Below are 21,020 nucleotides of genomic sequence, written 5' to 3'. Positions count from 1 at the left end.
ATGGCTCAGATCCTGGTCATCACCTGGGACGGCGGCGGCAACGTGCCACCCATGCTCGGCATCGCACACGAGCTGCGCCGCCGTGGTCACCATGTCCGAGTCCTCGGGCACCCCCAACAGCGCGACGTCGTGACCGCGGCCGGCCTGGAATTTGTGGCCTACAACCACACCCGACCGTGGTCGCCGGAAGAACCCGCCACCGGATTACGGTTCCTCCTAAGATTCCTCTTCGGCGTCTTTACCGACCCGAGGATCGGAGACGACGTGCGCTCCGAACTCAGTCGGGCGCCGGTCGATCTCGCGGTGGTGGACTCGATGACTCTCGGCGCCCTCCGTGCAACGGAAAAGGCGAGCGTGCCGACGGCTGTGTTAATGCACTCGCTGCACCGCTACCACACCCACAACTGGAGCCGCGGGCCGATCGGTATCGTCGCGGCCCTGCGCGGCATGCGACCAGGCCGACTGTGGAACAACGCCGACCGCGTCCTGGTCGCAACCGACCGCGACCTCGACCCCGTCGGCAACCGCCGACTGCCAACCAATGTTCGCTACACCGGCGTCGTGCAAACCAAGCCAAACCACAACGCCCCCGGCGAGACACCGCTCGTGCTGGTCAGCCTTAGCACCATCTTCTTTGAAGGCCAGGTGGCCGCCCTACAGGCGATCCTGGAAGCGCTGGCCGGATTGCCCATCCGCGCCATCGTCACCACCGGCGCCGTGGAACCCCGCACCTTGACCGCACCCCCGGGCGTCGAGCTACACCGCTACCTCCCACACGACGAGATCATGCCCTCGGCATCACTCGTGATCGGGCACGGCGGCCACTCGACCACCACGCGCGCACTCGCCCACGACCTACCACTACTCATCCTCCCCATGCATCCGATGCTCGACCAACCCATGATCGGCAAAGCGATCGCCGCAGCCGGAGCAGGTCGCGTCCTACCCAAGACCGCCCCGCCCGACGAAATCCGAGAAGCTGTGAACACGCTGCTGCAGGACGAGCAATACCAGGCCGCCGCGGCAACCATCGGCCACCGCCTGCGCTCCCGGAACGGCGCAAACTGGACCGTTCCCGATCTTGTAGACAGCCGGTCGTAGACTGCCGCTGATCGCAGCGGAGGTACTCGCGTGGCGACACGCCGACACTTCACCCAGGAGTACAAGGACCAGGCCGTTAGCCTCGTGCTCAATTCCGGCCGCACTATCGCTGAGGTAGCGAAAAGTATCGGCGTCCACGAGATGACGTTGGGTAAATGGGTGAAGTCAGCAAGAGAGTCCGGTCGCACTCCTGACAAGGACTTGTCCGAGTCTGAACGTGCCGAACTGATACGGCTACGTAAAGAGATCGCCATTGTGAAGATGGAGCGGGACTTCGCAAAAAAAGTTGCCACCTGGTTCGCGAAGGAACAGCCGTGAAATACGCGGCGATCGCGGACTGGGCAACCGATGAGCAGTTTTCGGTTACGTTCATGTGCGACCAGCTCGGAGTGATCCGGCAGGGCTACTACCGATGGCTGACCTCAGGGCCGTGCCAGCGCGAACGCACCGACGCCGAGCTCACCGAGACCATCCGCGAGATCCACCAAGACCTGCACGGCCACCCCGGGGTGCGCCGGGTCTGGGCTGAGCTGGTCGTGCGCGGCGTGCGGACCGCTCCCAAGCGGGTCTGGCGCCTGATGCGTGCCGCCGGCCTGCAAGGACGCCACCCCCGAGCCTGGAAGAAGACCACCGTCGCAGGTCTACGCCCTATCGACGCCCCAGACCTGATCGGCCAGGACTTCACTGCCGACGCACCCGACACCCGCTGGTGTGGCGACATTACCTACGTCCAGACAGTCGACGGCTGGGTCTACACCGCGACTGTGATCGACCTGCACTCCCGCAAAGTGGTGGGCTACGCCGTCGCCGATCACCTGCGCACCAGCCTCATCGTCGAGGCCCTCGCCGCGGCACTGGTCACCCGTAAACCCCTGGCCGGGGTCATATTCCACAGCGACCGAGGCTGTCAATATACGTCCCGAGAATTCGCTAACTTCTGCACCGAGAACGGCGTACAGCGCTCAATGGGTCGGCGCGCTACTTGTTTCGACAACGCGGTCGCCGAATCATTCTTCGCAACCTACAAGAAAGAACTCATCCACACCCGGCCATGGAGCGGTGCGACCGAAGTACAACAACAGACATTCCTCTGGATCGAAAGCTACTACAACCGCCGCAGGCGACACTCCACACTCGCCTACTTGACACCCATCGAATACGAGCTAGGGTTCAGAAAACTTACCGAACTGGCAGCCTAAACCAGCGTCAATGAAATCGGGAACAGTCCAAACATCGCCGCGGACGAGCTGGAAAGCCTGCTGAGTACCCAGGAAAAGGCGGCGGGCCCAGCCGCCTAATCCACACCACAGCCCGTTCCGACCGATGATCCCGCTCACCATCAAGGCCGCCGAACCTCAGACTAAAAGATCCCAGCTTTGCGGGTGCCGCAGCCGTTATGCCTGCTCAGAGCGACACACCCCGTCGCTGTGACCGCTGGGGGGCAGCGAACGGCGACGTTTCGCACCCAACGTGGTTCCCGGTAGGCACTCAGCGCTCGCCGCCGGAAAGCGCGGCGGGGTGTTCCTGGTGGACCTCGGCGCCCTCGGTGGGGTCGGCGGGCAGAAGGGGACGGTCGACGGTTGCCAGGCATACGGGGGCGGCGCGAGCGCACCGGTGCAGGGCGGGGGCACGGTCGCCTACCTGCCCTGTACGTCGGGGCTGCTGCAGTTGCGGATCGCCACCGATGGCGGGTTGCGCAAGGGGTGGCAGGCGCCGTCCACGGTGAGCGGCTCACCGCTCATCGTCGGGAGCACCGTGTGGTCCCTCCAGCAGGACGGCGCCCTGATCGGACTCGACGCCGCGACGGGGGCCCGGCTGGCAACCCTGTCGGTCGGCGACGCCAGCCGCTTCGCCACGCCCGCCTCGAGCGGTAATGCGTTGTTCCTGCCGACCAATCACGGCATCACCGCGGTACGCCTCGCACCGTGAGCCCGTAGGAGGGCATACCCGGGTTGGGTTGGCCCCCGGCGATGTCGTGTTCCGAAGAAATCATCCGGCGCCGACTCGGCCACGCCTACGCCCAAACCGTGCTGCGATACGCCGACCAACACGCCTCGCCCAAAATGTACCGCTCTCCTGACCCACCGACGCCCCCAACCACGCATCGTTGAGCTCCGGGGGCACGCGGTTAGCCGGCGATGGCATCGACGATGCTGATCACGGCAAGGACCAAAAGGCGCACCTGTTCCGACTGAAATGGCGCACTGGTTGTGAGTAACCGCGCACCGGTTCCGAAGTGTCGGTGTGAGCCCGCCGTCGTCCGGCGGCCTCTTCTACTGCCCTGTGGTCGTGTTGGTCACGCTGTCCGCAGGCGAACGGCAACCGGACGCCTCCGACGGCACGCACCGGCAGCGGCGCGACAGTCGATCAGCGCGTACGCCGACGATCCCCTACCGGACGCTGGGGATTGGTTGGCCGGTGAGACTGGGGCGGCGGAGGTGTTGATCTAGCCGAAGTTCTTGGATCAGGTGAGTTTGAGCGGGATGGCTCCGTACGGATCGAGCTGATACACGAGCGAGGCTCGGTGGTAGCCGTCTGCGATATCGGCGTGCGGGGTACCGGTGATCACCAGAATCGGGCTTAGCGCGTTCCCGGTGAGTGCCTTGACCAGGTCCTTGTGCACGCCGGGATCGCTCAGCGGCGCCGGCTCCAGGCCCGCCGCGCGCAGGACGTCGTTCGCCCGCCGGGTGACCAACCGCGCCGATTTCAGCTTCTTGACCATCTTCTGGACGGCGTCTTCACCGAACTTGATCGAGAGGTAGGCCGCCGCTGCGGCGTAGTCGTGGTCTGCGACGTCGTCGAGCCACTTGATCGACTCGACCGGGCTCGTGATCGCGGGTTTCGCCATGGCGCGGCAGCCTGCCACCCGCCGCCAAGTCCGCCAAGTCCGCCAAGTCCGCCAAGTCCAACGGCCAGCTCGCCACTGCGTCGGCGCGCCCTACCTCCGGCGCCCGCTGGGAAGACGGAACCGGCCAACATTCACGGGCAGTGATCCGGTGGACGGAAACGATCCTCTACCGAACGTTTGTGGTCCGCTCGGCCTGGATCAGCGCGGGGCGAACTGTGGTGATCCAGGCCGAGGTGGCCGTCCGTCCCGGCGCGGCCAACGGGTGCAGACTGACTGGGTGACCGATGGCCAGGCCGCCGACCGTGCGGCGGAGCTAGTCCCCGAGCCGGCTGTGGGGGGCCGCACTCCCCACCATCCGGCTGCCCACGGCGGCGGCCTGTTCGGGCTCGCCCTCGGCGCGCTCGGTATCGTTTTCGGTGACATCGGCACCAGCCCGCTCTATGCGGTGCAGACGGTGTTCTCGATCGACAACCACGCGGTCAGCCCGACGCCGGGCGACGTGTACGGGGTCGTCTCGCTGATCTTCTGGTCGGTCACGCTGATCGTGACGGTCAAGTACGTGTCCTTCATCCTGCGGGCCGACAACGACGGTGAGGGCGGCGTCATGGCGCTCGCCGCGCTGGTCCGCGGCGTGTCCGATTGCTCGGCCCGGCTCGCCTCGACCGCGCTGGCCCTTGGTGTACTGGGCGCGTCGCTGTTCTACGGCGACTCGCTGATCACCCCGGCCATCTCGGTGCTCTCGGCGGTGGAGGGCCTGGAGGTCGCCCGGCCCGAGCTCGCTCAGGCGGTGCTACCGATCGGGATCGCCATCCTGACGCTGCTGTTCGTGGTGCAGCGCTGGGGAACCCACCAGGTCGGGCGGCTGTTCGGGCCGGTGATGGTGCTGTGGTTCGCCACGCTCGCCGTCCTCGGTGTGCCGCAAATCGCCGCGCGCCCAAGCGTGCTGCTCGGGTTGTCGCCGACCTACGCCGTGTCGTTCTTCGCCGTCCACCCGCTGACCGCGTTCCTGTCAATGGGCGCGGTGGTGTTGGCGATCACCGGCGCCGAGGCCCTCTACGCCGACGTGGGCCACTTCGGGCGACGCCCGATCCGGGTGGCGTGGTTCGTCCTGGCCTTCCCCGCGCTGACACTCAACTACCTGGGGCAGGCGGCGCTGATCCTGACCGACCCCCACGCCGTGGACAACCCCTTCTACCGGCTCGCCCCGGGCTGGGCGCAGCTGCCGCTGGTGGTGCTGGCCACCTGCGCCACGGTGATCGCCTCGCAGGCGGTGATCTCCGGGGCGTTCTCGGTGTCGCGCCAGGCCGTCCGGCTCGGGTACCTGCCGCCCATGACCGTCCGGCATACCTCCACCCAGGAGAGCGGCCAGATCTACGTGCCGGCGGTGAACTGGCTGCTGTTCGGCGGCGTGCTCGTGTTGATGGTGGTCTTCCGCTCCTCGGACCGCCTGGCCACCGCCTACGGGCTGGCGGTCACCGGGACCCTGCTGCTGACCACCACGCTGTTCCTCATCTACGCCACGACCGCGTGGCACTGGGCGCGGTGGAAGCTGGTGCTAGTCGCCATCGTGTTCGGCGGTGTCGAGCTGACCTTCCTCGCCGCCAATCTGACCAAGATCGTGCACGGTGGCTGGCTGCCACTGCTCGTCGCCGCGGTGGTGGCCACGGTGATGACCACCTGGCAGCGGGGCCGCCGGATCGTGACCGCCCGCCGCATCGACGTGGAGGGGCCGCTTCCGGACTTCGTGGAGAAGCTGAACGCCGACGGCATCCTCCGGGTGCCCGGCACCGCCGTGTTCCCCCACCCCACCAAGGAGACCGCGCCACTCGCGCTGCGGGCCAACGTCGAGTTCAATCACGTGCTGCACGAGCGGGTCGTGATCGTCAGCGTGCAGTCGGAGAACGTGCCACACGTCCCACCGGGCGATCGGGTGACCGTCGACCAGCTCGGCCACATCGCGGACGGCATCGTGCACCTGCTCGCCCGGCTCGGCTTCCAGGACGACCACCACATCCCCGACCTGCTGCGTGCGTCCCGCGGCCTATGCGAAGAACTCGAATTCGACGCGGACACCGTGTCGTACTTCCTGTCTCACATCATCATCGAACGGGGCCCCCAGCCGGGCATGTGGACCTGGCGCAAGCGGCTGTTCATCGCCCTCGCCCACAACGCGGCCACACCCGCCGCATACTTCAAACTGCCCCCCGACCGCACGGTTGTCATGGGCTCGCGCATCGAACTTTGATCAAGCTGTAAGGGCTATCTAGCGCGGAGCGTCGCCAAGCGACCAGCAGCAGGGCGGCCCGGCCGGCGCCGCCACCGCCATCGAGAACCTACTCACCGCCCGGCTCCAGACACTCGGCCCTGATCACCCAGACACCCTGATCGACCGCAACAACCTCGCCCACTAGCGGGGCAGGTGGCAGATTCCGGACGTTTGGCCTTCCGGTCGCTTCTCAGACAGACCGAAGACGACGATGTGGTTTCGCCAAAAGCACATCCTGTTCGCCAACCGGCTGCCGCCGCGGCCAACGCCCATGAGCAGCTGCTTACCGACCAGGTCCGGTTGTTGGGCCCCGACCACCCCAATATCCTGACTACCCGCCACAACCTCACCTACTGGCGGAGGCGGGCGAATTCCCGATGACTCATCGCCCCGGTGTCCGGTAGGGATCGACAAACGGACCGGCGCGGGGCACTTGCGCCCGGACCGGCTTGAGGCCACTGTGAATCCGATGCTGGGCGCGTCCTTGCCCCCGGTGCGGGCCGATGGAGGCGTGGTCGCTGAATCACGACGTCGACGTGGCGGTGGTGGGTGGCGGGCTCGGTGGTCTGACACTAGCGATCGGGCTGCTGGGGGCGGGTGTCTCGGTCGATGTGTTCGAGCAGGCCGACGATCTGCGTGAGGTCGGCGCGGGCGTCGCGCTCGCCGCCAACTCCACCCGGCTGCTCGACCGGCTGGGTGTCCGCCCCGAGTCGGCGGGCAACGCGCCACCGGATGTCCACTTCCGGCGCTGGGACGACGGCACGCTGATCTGGTCGCACCCGGTCGGTGACTGGTACCGCGAACGCATGGGCGGCCCCTTCCTGACGCTGCACCGCGCCACGTTACGTCGGTTGCTGGCCGAGGCGGTCCCGCCGGAGCGGGTGCACACCTGCCACCGCCTGGTCGGGATCGACCAGGAGCTCGGCGGGGTGCGGTTGCGGTTCGCCGGGCGAGCGGACGTGCTGGCTCGGATCGCGGTCGGTGTGGACGGCATCCACTCGGCCGTCCGCGGCCACGTCGCCGGGGCTATCGCCCCGGTCCTGTCCGGCGAGATCGGGTTCCGCGGGCTAATCCCGGTTGAGCGCTGTCCCGACATGCCGACGCCGACGTCGATGCAGTTCTGGTGCGGCCCCGGCACGCATGTGGTCGCCTTCGGCATCGATGACGGCACGCTGATCAACTTGCTTGCCGTCCACCAGCCCGACAGGCTCCCTGACTGGACGCGCACCAGCCATCGCACGGCGGGCAGCAGCACGGAAGCGCTGGCCTTATTCCGCGGCCTCGGGTGGGACTCCCGCATTCTCGGACTCATCGACAACGTCGGCGGAGACATGCATTTCTGGGCGTTGCTGGACCTGCCGCCACTGGCCCGTTGGAGCCGCGGCCGGGTCGTGCTGGCCGGCGACGCCGTGCACGCGCCGCTGCCCCACCAGGGCCAGGGCGCGGGCCAAGCCATCGAGGACGCCTACGTCTTGGCCGGCCTGCTCGCCCGCGCCGGGACATCGGGCTACCCGGACGCGTTCGCTACCTACGAGCGGCTGCGGCGCAGCAGGGCGCGGCGGGTGCAGCACTACTCGCGCCAGGCCGGCCGCTTCTACAAGCTCGAAGGCGCCGCAGCCGGCCGCCGCGACGCGGCGCTCCCCGGGCTGCCGGAGCGGATCAGGTGGATCCACGCCCACGACGTCGAGGTACCCACCGCACATTGATCACCGCCAGCCACTGTTCGACCGCATTCAGTTGTGGGTGTCTCAGCAGAGGAACCCCTACCCAACGCTTCCGGGGCCATGGCGCGGCCGGATCAGGACGGGTTGACAGGCACTGCTCCATGCCCCCTGGCCAGCTCCACCACACCCGCCCGGCAGGTATCGGCCTCAGCGTCGTGCGCCCCGTTACACGCCCGACCCCGTGACACCGGACCCGTAGTCAACGACGATGCGGATACGACCCACCACCTCGAGAGGTCCGATGTTCACCCAGCTCCGCAATAACATCACGACTCGCGGCAAGCGTCTGCACGAGGGAGTGGCCCGTACTCGGGTCCAGCTGCGGCAGGGCAGGGACGAGTATCGCCTGGCAAAGGCCGAGCGGCCGAGGTGCGCGGCACGGCTCACCGACCTGGTGGCCCGCTATAACGGCGTCACGCTGTATCGCGACCGCATCGAGCGCGGGCGCGAGGTGCATTCGCTGGCGGGCGTGCGTACCTCGGTCAGCGAGTCGACCACGGATGCGGCGAACCCCAGCGACGGTGGGGCGGTGCGCGACGTATTCCTCACGATCAGTGGACCTGGCTGGCAGTGGACGATCAAGACCGCGGCGGTGCTTTCTTCTCGCAAGGTCCGGGAGTTCGCCGCGCTAGTCGACGCGCACGCGACGGGTGTGCCGGCCCCTTGCTCGTCGTCTGTGACCGCCACCGGTCAGTTCCGGGTGCTCGAGGAACTGCGCGGCCGTGGCGTGCTCACCGACTCTGAGTTCGGCACCGCTGTCTCGCGTCTGCGCGCCACGCCGAATGAGCTGAGTCAACTGAGGCCAACGATGCGGCCCCCATCTGCCCCTTCGGGCGTCTCGCCGTACTGAACGCGCACGCACCCCTTATGGAACCGATCGCGGGCTCGAGGTCCGGTCCGACGAACGTGACACTGGACGGGGCTACGACGTGTGCTTGCCCAGCGCAACCTGTACGAGGTCGACGACACTGTTGATCACATGGAGCGGCCGGAGGTCGTCGGCGAGGCCGCTGGGCGGGTGGCTCACCAGCGTGTCGGCCGCGAGGGCGGCCGCGAAGTCGATCCCACTGCCCTGCACGTCCGGGTTGAGGTGCTGGAGGATCTGGAACACCTCCTGGGCAAGGATGGCGTACCCGATGGTGGTGGGGTGAACGCCGTCCAGGGCGATCAGGCCGCCCTTGCGTCTACCGAGCTGGTCGGAGGTGAAGAACTGCGTGTCCGGCTGCGGCGTCAGCGCGGACAGCACCGGGGGCAGCTGGTAGGCCTTCGCGGCCCACCATGAGGGCTGGGTCAGCGGGTCGGCGATGTAGCGGCGGAACGCAAGCCGGTCGAGCAGCCCGCACAGGTCGAGGATCAGCCAGTCCCTCGGTCGGGCCGCCACCCGCGCCTCGTAGACCATCTTCTTGATCGTGTAGTTGTACTGGTCGATGGCCGAATCGATCGCCCACGCCTGCTCGCCGGTCAGGGCAGGGTTGACACCGGGCAGGTACTCGGCGTCAGACACCCAGGCGTGGACGTAGCGGCCGAAGTAGCGTTGTCCGGCAGGCTTGACGCCCATCCCTCGGGCGATCGGAACGATCGTCACGTGCGGCACCGTCGCCCAGATGACGCGGCGGGCGTTGATCTCGGCGACCTTGTCGCGGAGGCCGCCCAGGTCGGCAGCGAAATCGCTCGGTGTCCACACAGTCGGCTTGTCGTCCATGCCGGACCAGGCGAGGCGCAGCTGGACCGCGCTGGGCAGAGCGTTGTTGGCGCCGAGGGCGACCACGAGCGTGTCGATGCCGCCGTCAGCGCCGATGGCGCGCGCGGCGTCGATCATTGTGACCGTGGAATCAGGGCCCGTCGACGGCCCCTCCAGCGCACGCAGCATTGCACGTTCAGACGCGTGCGACACCTCGGGTGAGAAGGAGCTCACGAGGCCCTGCGGCTCGGTGACCGCCGCCGTCGCCTGCCCGATCGTTTCGGTGTAGGCCTGGCGGACGGTCCAGCCGTAGACGGCGAGGTTGTGGTGGTACGCGCGTGACCCGAGCGGCACGCCGCCCCCCGGCCCATGCTCCCAGTAGCCCTTCACGTGGGTCACGGCCGCGATCGCGGCGTGCACACCACGCACCTCACGGATGACGGGCAGGCCGCCCGCCTCGGCGGAGTCGATGCCTCTGACCAGCGCCTCGAGGTTCAGCGGTAGACCCGGACAGTCGACAGGCCCGGGATAGGTCGGATAGGTGAACACTCCTGGGGCGAGTTGTAGCGCCCCCGCGAGGAGAGCGGGCCACGACAGGCTCGTGTCGGTGATCGCGAGGCTCTTGAAGCCCATCGTGATGGAGTCGCCCACCGTGATGAGGGGGTGACGTGCGTCCCCCGCAGTCACCTCGACCGGGATCCCGAGGCCGGCATCCTCGGGCAGGAGCGGCTCCGGCGCTTCGGTATCCCGCACCATCAGGTCCGCCGGGTAGGGAGGCGTTGTCGCCCATGCAGGCTGGGTTCCTGCAGGCGGTTCCAACCGAATCGGCCTGCCGTCCGCGAAAACCGGTCTCGAGCGCTCCTTCACAGCCTTACGTCCGCGCGCCATGACAGTCCTCCGGATCACACTCGGCGCTTCGAGGTTGTACTTGAGCTTGCGCCACTTGTTGCCGGGCAGTTCGGAATTGATCAGATCGTCGCGCTTCAGAAAGACACGGACCCCCTGGCGGGAGAGACGTTCATCGTCCAGCTCCTGCACCGGGGACGGCACACGAAACTCCAGATCAACGGGTTGGCCGTGGCCGAGCCGCGACTCCGAGGACGTCACGCGGGCTCCGAACGCTCTGTGTCCGCCACGGCGTGCGGCTGCGCAACGATCCAACGGCCCCGACTTCGGACAATGAGCCGGGCTGTTCTCAACTGCTCGATAGCTCGCTGGACGGTGGACCGGGCAAGTCCGCACCGATCGGCGATCTCACCGATCGTGGGCAACAACGCTCCCGGCTCCAGCAGGCCATTCCGCATGGCGTCCCGAATACCTTCCGAGACATCTCGGAACGTCGACGCAGCACCGCCCTCGGGGAACAACTTCGCCGCCGGCAGACTCGCACCGGCCAACCGGCGTGCGAGCTTCGCGGTGATGTCAGCCGGCGCTTCGGCGGCGGCTTTCCTCCGTAGCCCGTCAAGATCGCCGGCGAGCGTTTCCGCGGCGCGCCGGTCAGCGTTCTTCGTCCAGGAGGCATAGACCCTCAGTGTCGTCGCCCCACCGTCGCTACGCCCCAGGCGCCCAGCGACGGTCCGCAGGTCGACGCCGCCGCTCAACAGTTGTGTGGCATTGAAGTGTCGGAGGTTGCGGAGTGGAGTCGCCACGCCGGCGGCCGTCGCCAACTTGCCGTAGGCGTGCGTGAAGTGATCGGGGTGCCACGGTCGCCTGGCGGCGGGGTCAGGCGAGAAGACGAAAGCATCCGAGGCGATCTCAATCCCGGCAGGCCGCAGTGCGGCATTGCGAGCGGCTCTGAAGTCGACGAGAAGGCGGACGCTGAACGTGTCGAGCGAGAGCCGACGGGGATCGTCGGTCTTCGTGCCCTTGATGCGCTGTTCTCCATTGCGGACCACGTAGTTGTCCTCGATGAGCAGCTCGCCATGCTCCAAATCACAGCTGACCCACCTCAGGGCGGCGAGCTCACCACGCCGAGCTCCGGTGGTGACCGCCAGCCAGAGATAGAGACCGAACTCGGGGTCATCCGCCCACGCTCTGTTGATCAGCTCGGCCACTCGGTCCGGCTCCGGGGGCTTCGGGCGGCGGCGGGCGAGTTTCGGAGGGTGGGCGTACTGCGCGGGGTTGCGGTCCACCCACCCCCAGGAGATTGCGTAGTTCATCGCGGCGGAGAGGATGGCGTGTACTCGGCGGACCGCGCCAGGACTCATCGGCTTGCAGACATGAGGCCGGCACTTGGCGGTCTCGCATTCATGGAGGTCGGCCCGCCGGTGCTCGACGTAGGGGCGACCGTCACAGAGCACATTGCACCTGCGCAGATGCGTGTAGAAGCGGTCCACGATGTCCACCCTGTGCTGCAGCTTGCGCAGCTGCATGTCACCGAGTGCTGGCCCGAGTGTCCGTCGGATGTACCCCTCGTTGGTCTCCCTCGTGGACAGCTCATGATCGGCGACCTCGAGCCACCGTCTGAGGAGGTGGTCGAGCGTGGCGCTCTGGTCGGGAATCCGATCGGCTTCGACCTGGCCAACGAGGCGCTCCTTGGCCCGCACGGCCAGATCCCGGGTCGGATGAGTCTCCTTGAGGTAGCCCTTGCGGCCGGTAATCGGGTCCTTACCTGCATAAACGACGGCTCGGAAGCCACTCTTGAGGACTTCGACGTGTCCGGTCGCCATGAACGCGAAGGTAGACCCGACACACCAGGGATTCCACAAAGGATTCCATGATCCCGAACAAGTGGATCACTTACTGCGAGGAACACCAGCGTTGAGCTGGTGTTCCTGTGGAGCCGCCTCGGGGAGTCGAACCCCGGACCTACGCATTACGAGTGCGTCGCTCTAACCGACTGAGCTAAGGCGGCGTCGTGCTCGGGTAGTTTAGCTGCCGGCTTCGGGGCCTCCGCGCCGGCTCAGTCTCGGTGCTCCGAGGGAGCATCTTCGGCCGAGTCAGCCCCGGTAGAGGATCGTGAGCATGGCCTCCACGGCGATCCGGGGCTTGACGTTGACCTCGAGCGCCTCGCGGCAGCTCAGTACCGCTTCGAGCCGGCGCAGGGTGGACTCCGGCGACCAGGTCGACGCGGCCCGCCGGGTGTCACCGGCCCGGTCCGGGTGGGTCGCCGGCACCGAGGCGCCCAGAGTCGTCGTCAGCACGTCCCGGTAGAAGCCGGCCAGATCGACCAGTGCGCGATCCAACGCGTCGCGCTGGCTCCGGGTCGCCCGGGACTTCTGCCGCCGCTCCAGCTCACGCTCGGCGGCTTTCGCGCCGCGCTGGGCCGACGCCACGCCCTTGCCGGTACCGCCGGACCCCATCGCCACCGAGAGCGCCTCCCGCTCGGCGGCGTCCCGGGAGCCGGCCACGTCGGCCGCCTCCGCCTCGGCGGAGCCGATCAGGTCGTCGGCGGCGGAGAACACCTCACCGAACCCGCGCAGCGACAGCGGCAGCGCCAGCACCTGCTCGCGGCGCATCCGGGCCTCGGTGTCCCTGGCCAGTCGCCGGGCCCGCCCCACATGGCCGCCGCAGACCAGCGCGGCCCAGGACGCGGTCTCCTCGTCGATGCCGTCGCGCGCGGCCAGCACGGCTGCGATGGCCGGAGGCGGCGGTGTGCCCAGCGGTACCAGACGGCACCGTGAGCGGATCGTCACCGGTACGTCGTCGGGGTGGTCGGACGGCGCGCAGAGCAGGAACACGGTCCGCGCCGTCGGCTCCTCCACCGCCTTGAGCAGTGCGTTCGCCGCGCCCTCGGTGAGCCGGTCCGCGTCCGCGATCACCACGATCTGCCAGCCACCGGAGCTCGGCCGGCGCGCCGCGATCTGCACCAGCGCGCGCATCTCCGACACCGAGATGGACAGTCCCTCGGGCACCACCTCGCGTACGTCGGGGTGGGTGCCGGCGAGCACCGTGTGGCACGACTGGCACTGCCCGCAGCCACCAGTCGGGCACTGCAGCGCGGCCGCGAACGCGCGGGCGGCCACCGAGCGGCCGGAGCCCGGTGGGCCGGTGAACAGCCAGGCGTGGGTCATCGCGGTCGGATCGGCCACGGCGCCCGCCAACTCGGCGACCACCCGGTCCTGTCCGACCACCTCCGCCCATACCCCGCCGACGGATGCCACAGCTACCTCCGCGGGCCCAGCGCGAGGCCGAGGCGGGGGCGCCGCTTGGGCTGGCGCAGCGAGGCGGTGTCTACCAGCGGCCGGATGCCAGCGCGGATCTGCTCCTCGACGACATCGGGGGCGGCGTCCGCGTCGACCACCACGTAGCGGTGCGGCTCGGCCGCCGCCATCCTGGTCAGCCAGCGCTGCACCCGCAGGTGCTCCTCACCCATCGAGAGCGGTTGGCGCCGGCCGGCCTGAGTCGGGCCGGCGGACGGGGCGCGGTCCAGCAGCACCGTGACGTCCGGGCGCAGCCGCCCGGTCGCCCAGTTGGTCAGGCTGTGCAGCTCGTTGCTGTCCAGGTTGTCCGCGGCCGACGCGGCCAACGCGGTCGACCCGGACCCGCCGATCCCGCCGGCCGCGTCGGCGGCCGCCTGGGCCAGCCCGAGCTGCATCAGCGGGTTGGCCACGAACCGGTCCATCACGACGATCTCACCGATCTCCAGCGCCGGCCGCACCTCGCGCTCGACCACGTCCGCGCGGACCGCGGCCGCGGCCAGCGCACGCGCCCTGGTACCGGTCAGCTCGGCGCCGAGTACCGCACCGGTCAGCCGGGGCGCGTCCTCCCGGAACTCGCCGGGCTGGCTGACCGGGTAGCCCTCGTCGCGCAGCCAGGTCACCAGCCGGCGGGTCTGCTCGGCGGACTCCGCCGCGGTTGCCCCCTCCACCGCGATCAGCACGCCGCCGACCGGGCGGCGGGCACCGCGGCGCAGCGCACCGAGCAGGTCGGGCAGCAGTGGTTCGGAGCGCCGGTCGTCCATCTGCCGGTAGGCCAGCACACCGACCACCGAGGCGACGAGGCCGGCCACCCCCAGCACGGTCCGGGTGCCGTCCACGTGCACCGGGTGGCTGAACAGCGTGATCACCCTGGTCTGCACCAGGCCGACGGCGAGCGGCACCACCGACATCGAGGCCAGCAGGTCCAGCCGGACGATGGACTGCACGAACGCCACCACCCGCCCGCGCACCTCGTTGGCGACCTGGGCGCCGATGATCGTGAGCCCGGTGAGGAAGGCGACCCCGGCGCAGCAGCCGACCATCCCCACCGCGGCCAGGGCGACGAACAGGTGCGGCGCGACGGCGACCAGCACCAGGCTCAACCCGGCGGCCACGATCGCGGCACCGAACAGCCGGTTGTGCGGCAGCCGCCGCGCCAGTGTGGGCACCACACCCATCCCGGCGGCCATCCCGATGAACACCGAGACGAACAACATGCCGTACGCGGCGTCGCCGCCGCCGAGGCTGGTCGCGTACAGCTTGGCCAGCGCAATGACCGCGCCGCCGGCCGCGAACGCACCCATGATGCCGATCACCAGGCCGCGGATCAGCGGCGTCGAGCCGACGAACCGGGCGCCGTCGCGCAACAGCGCGAGCAACCCGGCGTCGTCCTCCCTGGTCCGCCCCGGCGAGCGCCCGGAGATCTCCGGGATCTTGAACCACACGGTCAGCGCGGTGAGCAGGTAACCGGCGCCGTTGATCATCAGCGCGATGTAGACGGTGGTGGTCGGGCCCGGCCGGGTACCGAGCAGGTTGCCCACCGTGGACACCGCGGTGAACAGCCCGGAGGCGGTGAGCACCGCGACGCCGTAGGTCATCGCCAGGCTCAGCTGGTTGGCCGTCTCCACCTGGTCCGGCCGGCGCAGCAGGTTCGGGATGGAGGCGTCCTTGGCCGGGATCCAGAACATCGAGCAGATCTCGATCATGAACGTGGCCGCGAACAGCCACCACAGCGAGCCGACCAGCGGGATGGAGAAGAACAGCAGGAATCGGGCCAGGTCGCAGACCACCATCAGCTTGCGCCGGTCCAGCTTGTCGGCGAGCACACCGGCGATCGGGCCGAGCAGCAGCGCGGGCAGCAGCCTGGTGGCGACCACCCCGCCGAGCGCGAAGCTCTGTGCCTGGTAGCTGGTGGTCAGCTGGGTGGCCAGCGCGGAGAGCGCCAGCAGCGACAGCCAGTCGCCGGTGGAGGCCAACGCGGTGACCAACCAGAGCCGGCGGAACGACGGGATGGCCAGCACGCCGCGAACCCGGTGAGTGACCGAGGATGACAGGTCGATACCGCCGAAGGCCGCGGGATCGGGGGCGCCGGGCGGGTGGTCAGCCGCGCCGGTGGGCGCCGAATCGGAACCGATCGCGCCTCACCTCCTCGCTGGCGGCGGGCCGCACCGTAGGGCTATCTGGGCCATTCCAGGGTAGCCGTCGATGATGAGAGACACTTAAGGCACCGGTCCGCAACAGGTCCTACCAGCGCCGACCCGATCTACCGGCCCCTCGGGCCCCCGGTCGCCAACCGCTCAGTGTCCCGCGCTCTCACTGAAGACACTGACCACCGTCTGGATCAGGATGAGCACGAAGATCGCCACGAACACCACGGTGAACAGCCTGGAACCGAGCTTGCTCCGGGAGCGGCGGGTCAGCCCGGTCAGGCTCGGTACGTCGGGTACCACGGGGCTGACGACCGGTGGCCGGTACTCCCCGTAGCGCGACCGCAGGACCGGGCCGACCGGCGACTGGGTCAGGTAGGACGGGTCAGGGGTCTCAGCGGCTCCGGCGGCGCGATCGGCGGCCACCCTCGGCGGGCCGACCGGTGCGCCCGGCCGCGGTGGGCTTGTGGGCCCGGCCGGTCGCCGGGTGCCCGCACCCGGGCCGCGCGGCGGCGTATCGGGGGCGGCGCGCGGCGACGGCGGGCCGGTCAGCGGCCTGACCGGGAGTTTCGGGGCGGACCGGTCCAGCGCGTCGACCGGGTCCAGCGGGTCGTACAGCGGGTCCTGGTCGGCTTCGAACGGGACGTTCTCGTCGCCGTCGAGCTCCGCGAGCAGTGCGGCAAGTGCGCGGTCGTCCAGCGTGGGTACCCGGGGATTCTCCAGCGGCGGCAGCATGTCGTCGGTGATCACCGGAATCATCGGATCGGTGTGCGGCTCCGCGGACAGGGCACCGTCCGGAGCCCGCTTCGAGTCGCTGCTCACAGCGCGGGAGCCTAGCTCCGGACCTGCCGATTCCGTGGGAATTCCGCCGTTTCGGCGCCACAATGCGCACCGTCAGGTGAGACCCTGACGGTGCGCTGGGCGGTGACCCGGGGTGGGGTCAGGCCGATGTGCTGGACTTGCGGCGGGTGCCACCGCGCTTCGGGGCCGCCCCGCCACGCTTGGGCGCGGTGCCCTTCGCCCGGCGCTCGGCGAGCAACTCGGCGGCCCGCTCGTCGGTGAGCGACTCGACCTCGTCGCCCTTGCGCAGCGACGCGTTCGTCTCGCCCTCGGTGACGTACGGCCCGAACCGACCGTCCTTGATCACCATCGGCTTGCCGGACACCGGGTCGGTGCCCAGCTCGCGCAGCGGCGGCGTGGACGACGCGGCACCCCGACCGCGCTGCTTGGGCTGGGAGTAGATCTTCAGCGCTTCGTCCAGCTCGACGGTGAACAGCTGGTCCTCGTTCGCCAGCGAGCGGGAGTCGGTGCCCTTCTTCAGGTAGGGCCCGTACCGCCCGTTCTGCGCGGTGATCTCGTCACCGGACTCCGGGTCGGTGCCCACCACGCGCGGCAGCGAGAGCAGCTTGAGCGCGTCCTGCAGCGTCACGGCGTCCAGCGCCATCGACTTGAACAGCGAGCCGGTGCGCGGCTTGGGCAGCTTCGCCTTCGGGGTGCCCTCGGGCGGGTCGGGCAGCAGCTCGGTCACGTAGGGCCCGTAGCGGCCCTCCTTGGCCACGATCTCGTGCCCGGTCACCGGGTCGGCGCCCAGCGAGCGACCCTCCTGCGGCACCGAGAACAGCTCCTCGGCGATCTCGGGGGTCAGCTCGTCCGGCGGCAGCTCGTCGGACAGGTTCGCCCGCTGCGAAGTACCATCCACGATCCGCTCCAGGTACGGCCCGTAGCGGCCCACCCGGACCACGACCTCACGGCCCTCGGAGTCGCTGAACAGCGGGATCGCGTTGATCTCCCTGGCGTCGATCTCCTCCAGGTTGACCCCGACCAGCTTCTTCAGCCCGCCGGAGCGCGCCACCGACCGGTCGGCGGCGGATCCGTTCGTGTCGCCGGACCCGTTGGCGGCCGGCTCGGAGCCGAAGTAGAACCCGGACAGCCAGTCGGTGCGGTGCTGCGAGCCGGACGCGATGGAGTCCAGCTCGTCCTCCATGGCGGCGGTGAAGTTGTAGTCGACGAGGCGGCCGAAGTGCCGCTCCAGCAGCCCGATCACCGCGAAGGCCACCCAGGACGGCACCAGCGCGCTGCCCTTCTTCCACACGTAGCCGCGGTCCTGCACGGTCTTGATGATCGAGCTGTAGGTGGACGGGCGGCCGATGCCCAGCTCCTCGAGCGCCTTGACCAGGCTGGCCTCGGTGTAGCGGGCCGGCGGGTTGGTGGAGTGGCCCTCCGGGTTGAGCTCCTCGGCGGTCAGCGACTGGCCCTCGGTCAGCTGCGGCAGCCGCGACTCGGCGTCGTCGGCCTCGCCGCCGGCCTGGTCGTCCACCGTCTCCACGTAGGCCTTCAGGAAGCCGGCGAAGGTGATGGTGCGACCGGAGGTGGCGAAGATGCACTCCTCGCCGGTGACGGCGGTGCCGGAGACCCGCACGGACACCGTGGTGCCCCGGGCGTCGGCCATCTGCGAGGCGACCGTGCGCTGCCAGATCAGCTCGTAGAGCCGGAAGTCGTCGCCGTCGACCTCGCGGGCGATCTGCCCCGGGGTGCGGAACGACTCACCGGCCGGGCGGATCGCCTCGTGCGCCTCCTGGGCGTTCTTCACCTTCCGGGTGTACTGCCGGGGCTTGTCGGCGACGTAGGCGTCCCCGTAGAGCTCACGGGCCTGGGTGCGGGCCGCGTTGATCGCCGACTCGGACAGCGTGGTCGAGTCGGTACGCATGTAGGTGATGTAGCCGTTCTCGTACAGCCGCTGCGCGGAGCGCATGGTGCGCTCGGAGGTGAAGCGCAGCTTGCGGCCGGCCTCCTGCTGCAGCGTCGAGGTCATGAACGGCGCGTACGGCCTGCGGGTGTAGGGCTTCGACTCGACGCTGTCGACGGTGAAGTCCCGGCCGTCGAGTGCCTCGGCGAGGCGGCGCGCGCTGGCCTCGTCCAGCGCGACGGCGGAGCCCTTCAGCTGCCCGTCCGGGCCGAAGTCGCGCCCGGTGGCCACCTTGGTGCCGTCGACCGAGACGAGTTTGGCGCCGAAGGTGCGCGGCCCGGTCTCGTCCTTGGCGGCCGACGGGTCGGTGCCCAGCACAGCCGCGATGTCCCAGTAGCCGGCGGAGACGAACGCCATCCGCTCCCGCTCGCGCTGCACGATGATGCGGGTCGCCACCGACTGCACCCGGCCCGCCGAGAGCTTCGGCATGACCTTCTTCCACAGCACCGGAGAGACCTCGTAGCCGTAGAGCCGGTCCAGGATGCGCCGGGTCTCCTGGGCGTCGACCAGGTCGTGGTCCAGTTCGCGGGGGTTGGCGGCGGCGGCCAGGATCGCCGGCTCGGTGATCTCGTGGAAGACCATCCGGCTGACCGGCACCTTCGGCTTCAGCGTCTCCAGCAGGTGCCAGGCGATCGCCTCGCCCTCGCGGTCCCCATCCGTCGCGAGGAGCAGCTCGTCGACGTTCTTGAGGGCGTCCTTGAGCTCGGTGACCGTGGCCCGCTTCTCCGGGGTGACCACGTAGAGCGGCTCGAACTCGTTGTCGACGTTCACGCCGAGCCGGGCCCACGACTCGCCCTTGTACTTGGCCGGGACGTCGGCGGCACCGCGTGGCAGGTCGCGGATATGACCTCGCGACGACTCGACCACGTAGTTCGCGCCCAGGTAGGACGCGATCTTGCGCGCCTTCGCCGGGGACTCGACGATGACCAGCCTGCGGGTGGCCGCGCCGTTGCCGTTGCTCGAGCTCGCGCCAGTGCCGTTGCTGCTCCCGGTGTTCTTCTTCCGGGCCGAGCCCCCACTAGTCCTTGCCGCTGCCACTTCCGCGTCCGTTCCCTTCTTCTTGGCGCTCAACCGACCGCGCCACCAGCTACCCCCCACAAGCAGCTCCCGCCAGACTGACACATCCGGGGCGGTCGCCGCACAGGGCCATCGGTCAAGTCCGAGGAGCCGTGCGGCAGCGTAACCAGCCCGTCAACCCGCATCAGCGGACCCACCGGCCTCAACCACCCGCCCCGTCCCCCCTTCCGGCACAACCCGGGCGTCCGGACAGGGTTACCAGCAGGCCCGACCGATCCTCCTCGACCACCCGGTTGCCGACCCCCGGCCGGTGCCGACGGTCCGGGTCGGCCGGGGTGGCCCCAGAACGGTCCCGCCGAGGGGCCGGACACCCCGCCGAAGCCCGTGGATCGAGCGGTCCGGATCGGCGGCTGACGCTGTCCGAGCGGTTCCGGCCGGGACCCGGCCCCGCGCCCGCCGTCGTCGCGGTCGACTCCACCCGGGACCGGCTCGCTGGCCGGCCTTCAGCGCGGTGCGCGACCGTACGCCGGATGCAGCCGGCGCGCCGCCGCCGGCCCGGTGCGGCACCGGGTCAGCCGGCGGGCAGCAGCGCATCCGGCCAGTGCGCCGCCGGCGTGTAGGCCGGTGGCTCCCCGATCAGCTCGGCGAGGCGCCGCAACCGCCGTGTGCCGCAGATCCGCAGTGCCGGACCGGCCCCGCGCGGTCCCAGGCGGATCACCGGCAGGCCCAGCCTGGTGACCGCCTCGGCCAACGGCACGTGCGTCTGCGGGGCGTGTGGGTCGAGCCCGAGGAGGTAGCCGGAGCGGCGGTCCGGCAGTCCCGCGCCGAGCACCCACATCCGTAGTAACGCCCCGTCCATCGTGAAATCTTCCGGCACCGACTTGATCGCGCCCCGACACCACTGACCAGCCAGTTCGACCAGGTCCCTGCGGAACGCGGTGCGCAGCACCTGGGACCCGCCCTCGCTGTGGGCCAGCTCGGTGACCACGCCCCGGGCGGCAGCGGCGGCGCACAGCGCGGGGGCTCGGCTGGGGTCGGCGAGCACGATGCTCAGCCGGGCGGTATCGCTGGCGCCGAAGCGCACCACCTGCGCCGGCCCGCACAGCAACCCGGCGAGGTCGTCCAGCCGGGCGTCGCTCGCCTCGGCGGAGAAGAAGGACAGCTGCGCCACGGCGATCACAGTAGAACAGCTGTTCGATTCCACTACACCGACGCGCCGACAGAAACTCGCCCGATTGCCCTCCGGACCGACGACTTCACCCAGAGGTGGACGATCCGGCGGGTCGGAATCGCCAGGGTGGACGGGGGCCGGCGTTTGGGTGGCCCAGGATGTTCACCCGGCCGCCGCACA

General features: G+C 69.5%; 15 protein-coding genes and 1 tRNA gene. 7 read left to right on the top strand and 9 right to left on the bottom strand.

All coding sequences use genetic code 11. The features are described from left to right. The 4 genes from ACTXG6_RS08780 (at position 1) to ACTXG6_RS08765 (ending at position 3,030) form a co-directional block, all read left to right on the top strand. Positions 1-1,101: a glycosyltransferase gene (locus tag ACTXG6_RS08780; RefSeq protein ID WP_445187255.1), complete on the top strand. Its 1,101-nt coding sequence runs from the start codon at positions 1-3 to the stop codon at positions 1,099-1,101. A 30-nt stretch (positions 1,102-1,131) separates the two neighbouring features. Further along, positions 1,132-1,419 (top strand): transposase, encoded by a 288-nt coding sequence (locus ACTXG6_RS08775; protein WP_445183284.1) that lies wholly within the window; start codon positions 1,132-1,134, stop codon positions 1,417-1,419. Beyond that, positions 1,416-2,300 carry an IS3 family transposase gene (locus ACTXG6_RS08770; protein ID WP_445183283.1) on the top strand — a complete coding sequence of 295 codons (885 nt, stop codon included), beginning with the start codon at positions 1,416-1,418 and terminating at the stop codon, positions 2,298-2,300. The genes ACTXG6_RS08775 and ACTXG6_RS08770 overlap by 4 nt, the downstream gene beginning before the upstream one ends. Before the next feature lie 271 nt (positions 2,301-2,571). Beyond that, positions 2,572-3,030, top strand: a complete 459-nt coding sequence (locus tag ACTXG6_RS08765; protein ID WP_445187254.1) for a hypothetical protein — start codon at positions 2,572-2,574, stop codon at positions 3,028-3,030. A 535-nt stretch (positions 3,031-3,565) separates the two neighbouring features. Here the strand turns inward: ACTXG6_RS08765 and ACTXG6_RS08760 are convergent. Continuing rightward, positions 3,566-3,949 (bottom strand): hypothetical protein, encoded by a 384-nt coding sequence (locus ACTXG6_RS08760; RefSeq protein WP_445187253.1) that lies wholly within the window; start codon positions 3,947-3,949, stop codon positions 3,566-3,568. 277 nt (positions 3,950-4,226) lie between these two features. Here ACTXG6_RS08760 and ACTXG6_RS08755 point away from each other — a divergent pair, with 277 nt between their 5' ends. From ACTXG6_RS08755 to ACTXG6_RS08745, 3 genes are all read left to right on the top strand, one after another. Continuing rightward, a complete protein-coding gene (locus ACTXG6_RS08755; RefSeq protein WP_445187252.1) occupies positions 4,227-6,194 on the top strand; it encodes a potassium transporter Kup in 1,968 nt (655 codons plus the stop codon). Positions 6,195-6,718: 524 nt separating this feature from the next. Beyond that, entirely contained in the window at positions 6,719-7,921 is a 1,203-nt protein-coding gene (locus ACTXG6_RS08750) for an FAD-dependent monooxygenase (protein ID WP_445187251.1), read from the top strand. A gap of 259 nt (positions 7,922-8,180) precedes the next feature. Then, complete coding sequence (locus ACTXG6_RS08745) at positions 8,181-8,789, top strand: hypothetical protein (protein ID WP_445187250.1); 609 nt, start codon at positions 8,181-8,183, stop codon at positions 8,787-8,789. Positions 8,790-8,861: 72 nt separating this feature from the next. On the opposite strand, the gene ACTXG6_RS08740 is transcribed toward ACTXG6_RS08745, so the two are convergent. The 8 genes from ACTXG6_RS08740 to ACTXG6_RS08705 form a co-directional block, all read right to left on the bottom strand. Continuing rightward, the gene (locus tag ACTXG6_RS08740) at positions 8,862-10,727 is read right to left on the bottom strand and encodes a hypothetical protein (RefSeq protein WP_445187249.1); all 1,866 of its coding nucleotides are present in this window, start codon (positions 10,725-10,727) and stop codon (positions 8,862-8,864) included. Then, positions 10,724-12,289, bottom strand: a complete 1,566-nt coding sequence (locus ACTXG6_RS08735) for a tyrosine-type recombinase/integrase (RefSeq protein ID WP_445187248.1) — start codon at positions 12,287-12,289, stop codon at positions 10,724-10,726. Before ACTXG6_RS08735 ends, ACTXG6_RS08740 begins: the two co-directional genes overlap by 4 nt. Positions 12,290-12,397: 108 nt before the next feature. Further along, positions 12,398-12,474: transfer RNA gene (locus tag ACTXG6_RS08730), tRNA-Thr, on the bottom strand. An 85-nt stretch (positions 12,475-12,559) separates the two neighbouring features. Next, entirely contained in the window at positions 12,560-13,723 is a 1,164-nt protein-coding gene (locus ACTXG6_RS08725; protein WP_445187247.1) for a DNA polymerase III subunit delta', read from the bottom strand. 2 nt (positions 13,724-13,725) lie between these two features. Further along, positions 13,726-15,780 (bottom strand): bifunctional MFS transporter/dTMP kinase, encoded by a 2,055-nt coding sequence (locus tag ACTXG6_RS08720; RefSeq protein WP_445187246.1) that lies wholly within the window; start codon positions 15,778-15,780, stop codon positions 13,726-13,728. 276 nt (positions 15,781-16,056) lie between these two features. Beyond that, a complete protein-coding gene (locus ACTXG6_RS08715) occupies positions 16,057-16,728 on the bottom strand; it encodes a hypothetical protein (protein WP_445187245.1) in 672 nt (223 codons plus the stop codon). Positions 16,729-16,846: 118 nt separating this feature from the next. Further along, positions 16,847-19,690 (bottom strand): type I DNA topoisomerase, encoded by a 2,844-nt coding sequence (topA, locus tag ACTXG6_RS08710; protein WP_445187244.1) that lies wholly within the window; start codon positions 19,688-19,690, stop codon positions 16,847-16,849. A gap of 550 nt (positions 19,691-20,240) precedes the next feature. After that, positions 20,241-20,849, bottom strand: a complete 609-nt coding sequence (locus tag ACTXG6_RS08705; RefSeq protein WP_445187243.1) for a hypothetical protein — start codon at positions 20,847-20,849, stop codon at positions 20,241-20,243. Positions 20,850-21,020 lie beyond the last annotated feature (171 nt).

Source organism: Pseudonocardia sp. Cha107L01 (assembly GCF_052566575.1).
Note: the sequence above shows the minus strand (reverse complement) of the source record. Positions and strands in the feature narration are given on the sequence as shown.

Bases quoted from the DNA above. Each gene is read 5' to 3' on its own strand.
- ACTXG6_RS08780 (WP_445187255.1), top strand. From the start codon at position 1: ATGGCTCAGATCCTGGTCATCACCTGGGACGGCGGCGGCAACGTGCCA.
- ACTXG6_RS08760 (WP_445187253.1), bottom strand. From the start codon at position 3,949: ATGGCGAAACCCGCGATCACGAGCCCGGTCGAGTCGATCAAGTGGCTC.
- ACTXG6_RS08750 (WP_445187251.1), top strand. From the start codon at position 6,719: ATGGAGGCGTGGTCGCTGAATCACGACGTCGACGTGGCGGTGGTGGGT.
- ACTXG6_RS08745 (WP_445187250.1), top strand. From the start codon at position 8,181: ATGTTCACCCAGCTCCGCAATAACATCACGACTCGCGGCAAGCGTCTG.
- ACTXG6_RS08735 (WP_445187248.1), bottom strand. From the start codon at position 12,289: ATGGCGACCGGACACGTCGAAGTCCTCAAGAGTGGCTTCCGAGCCGTC.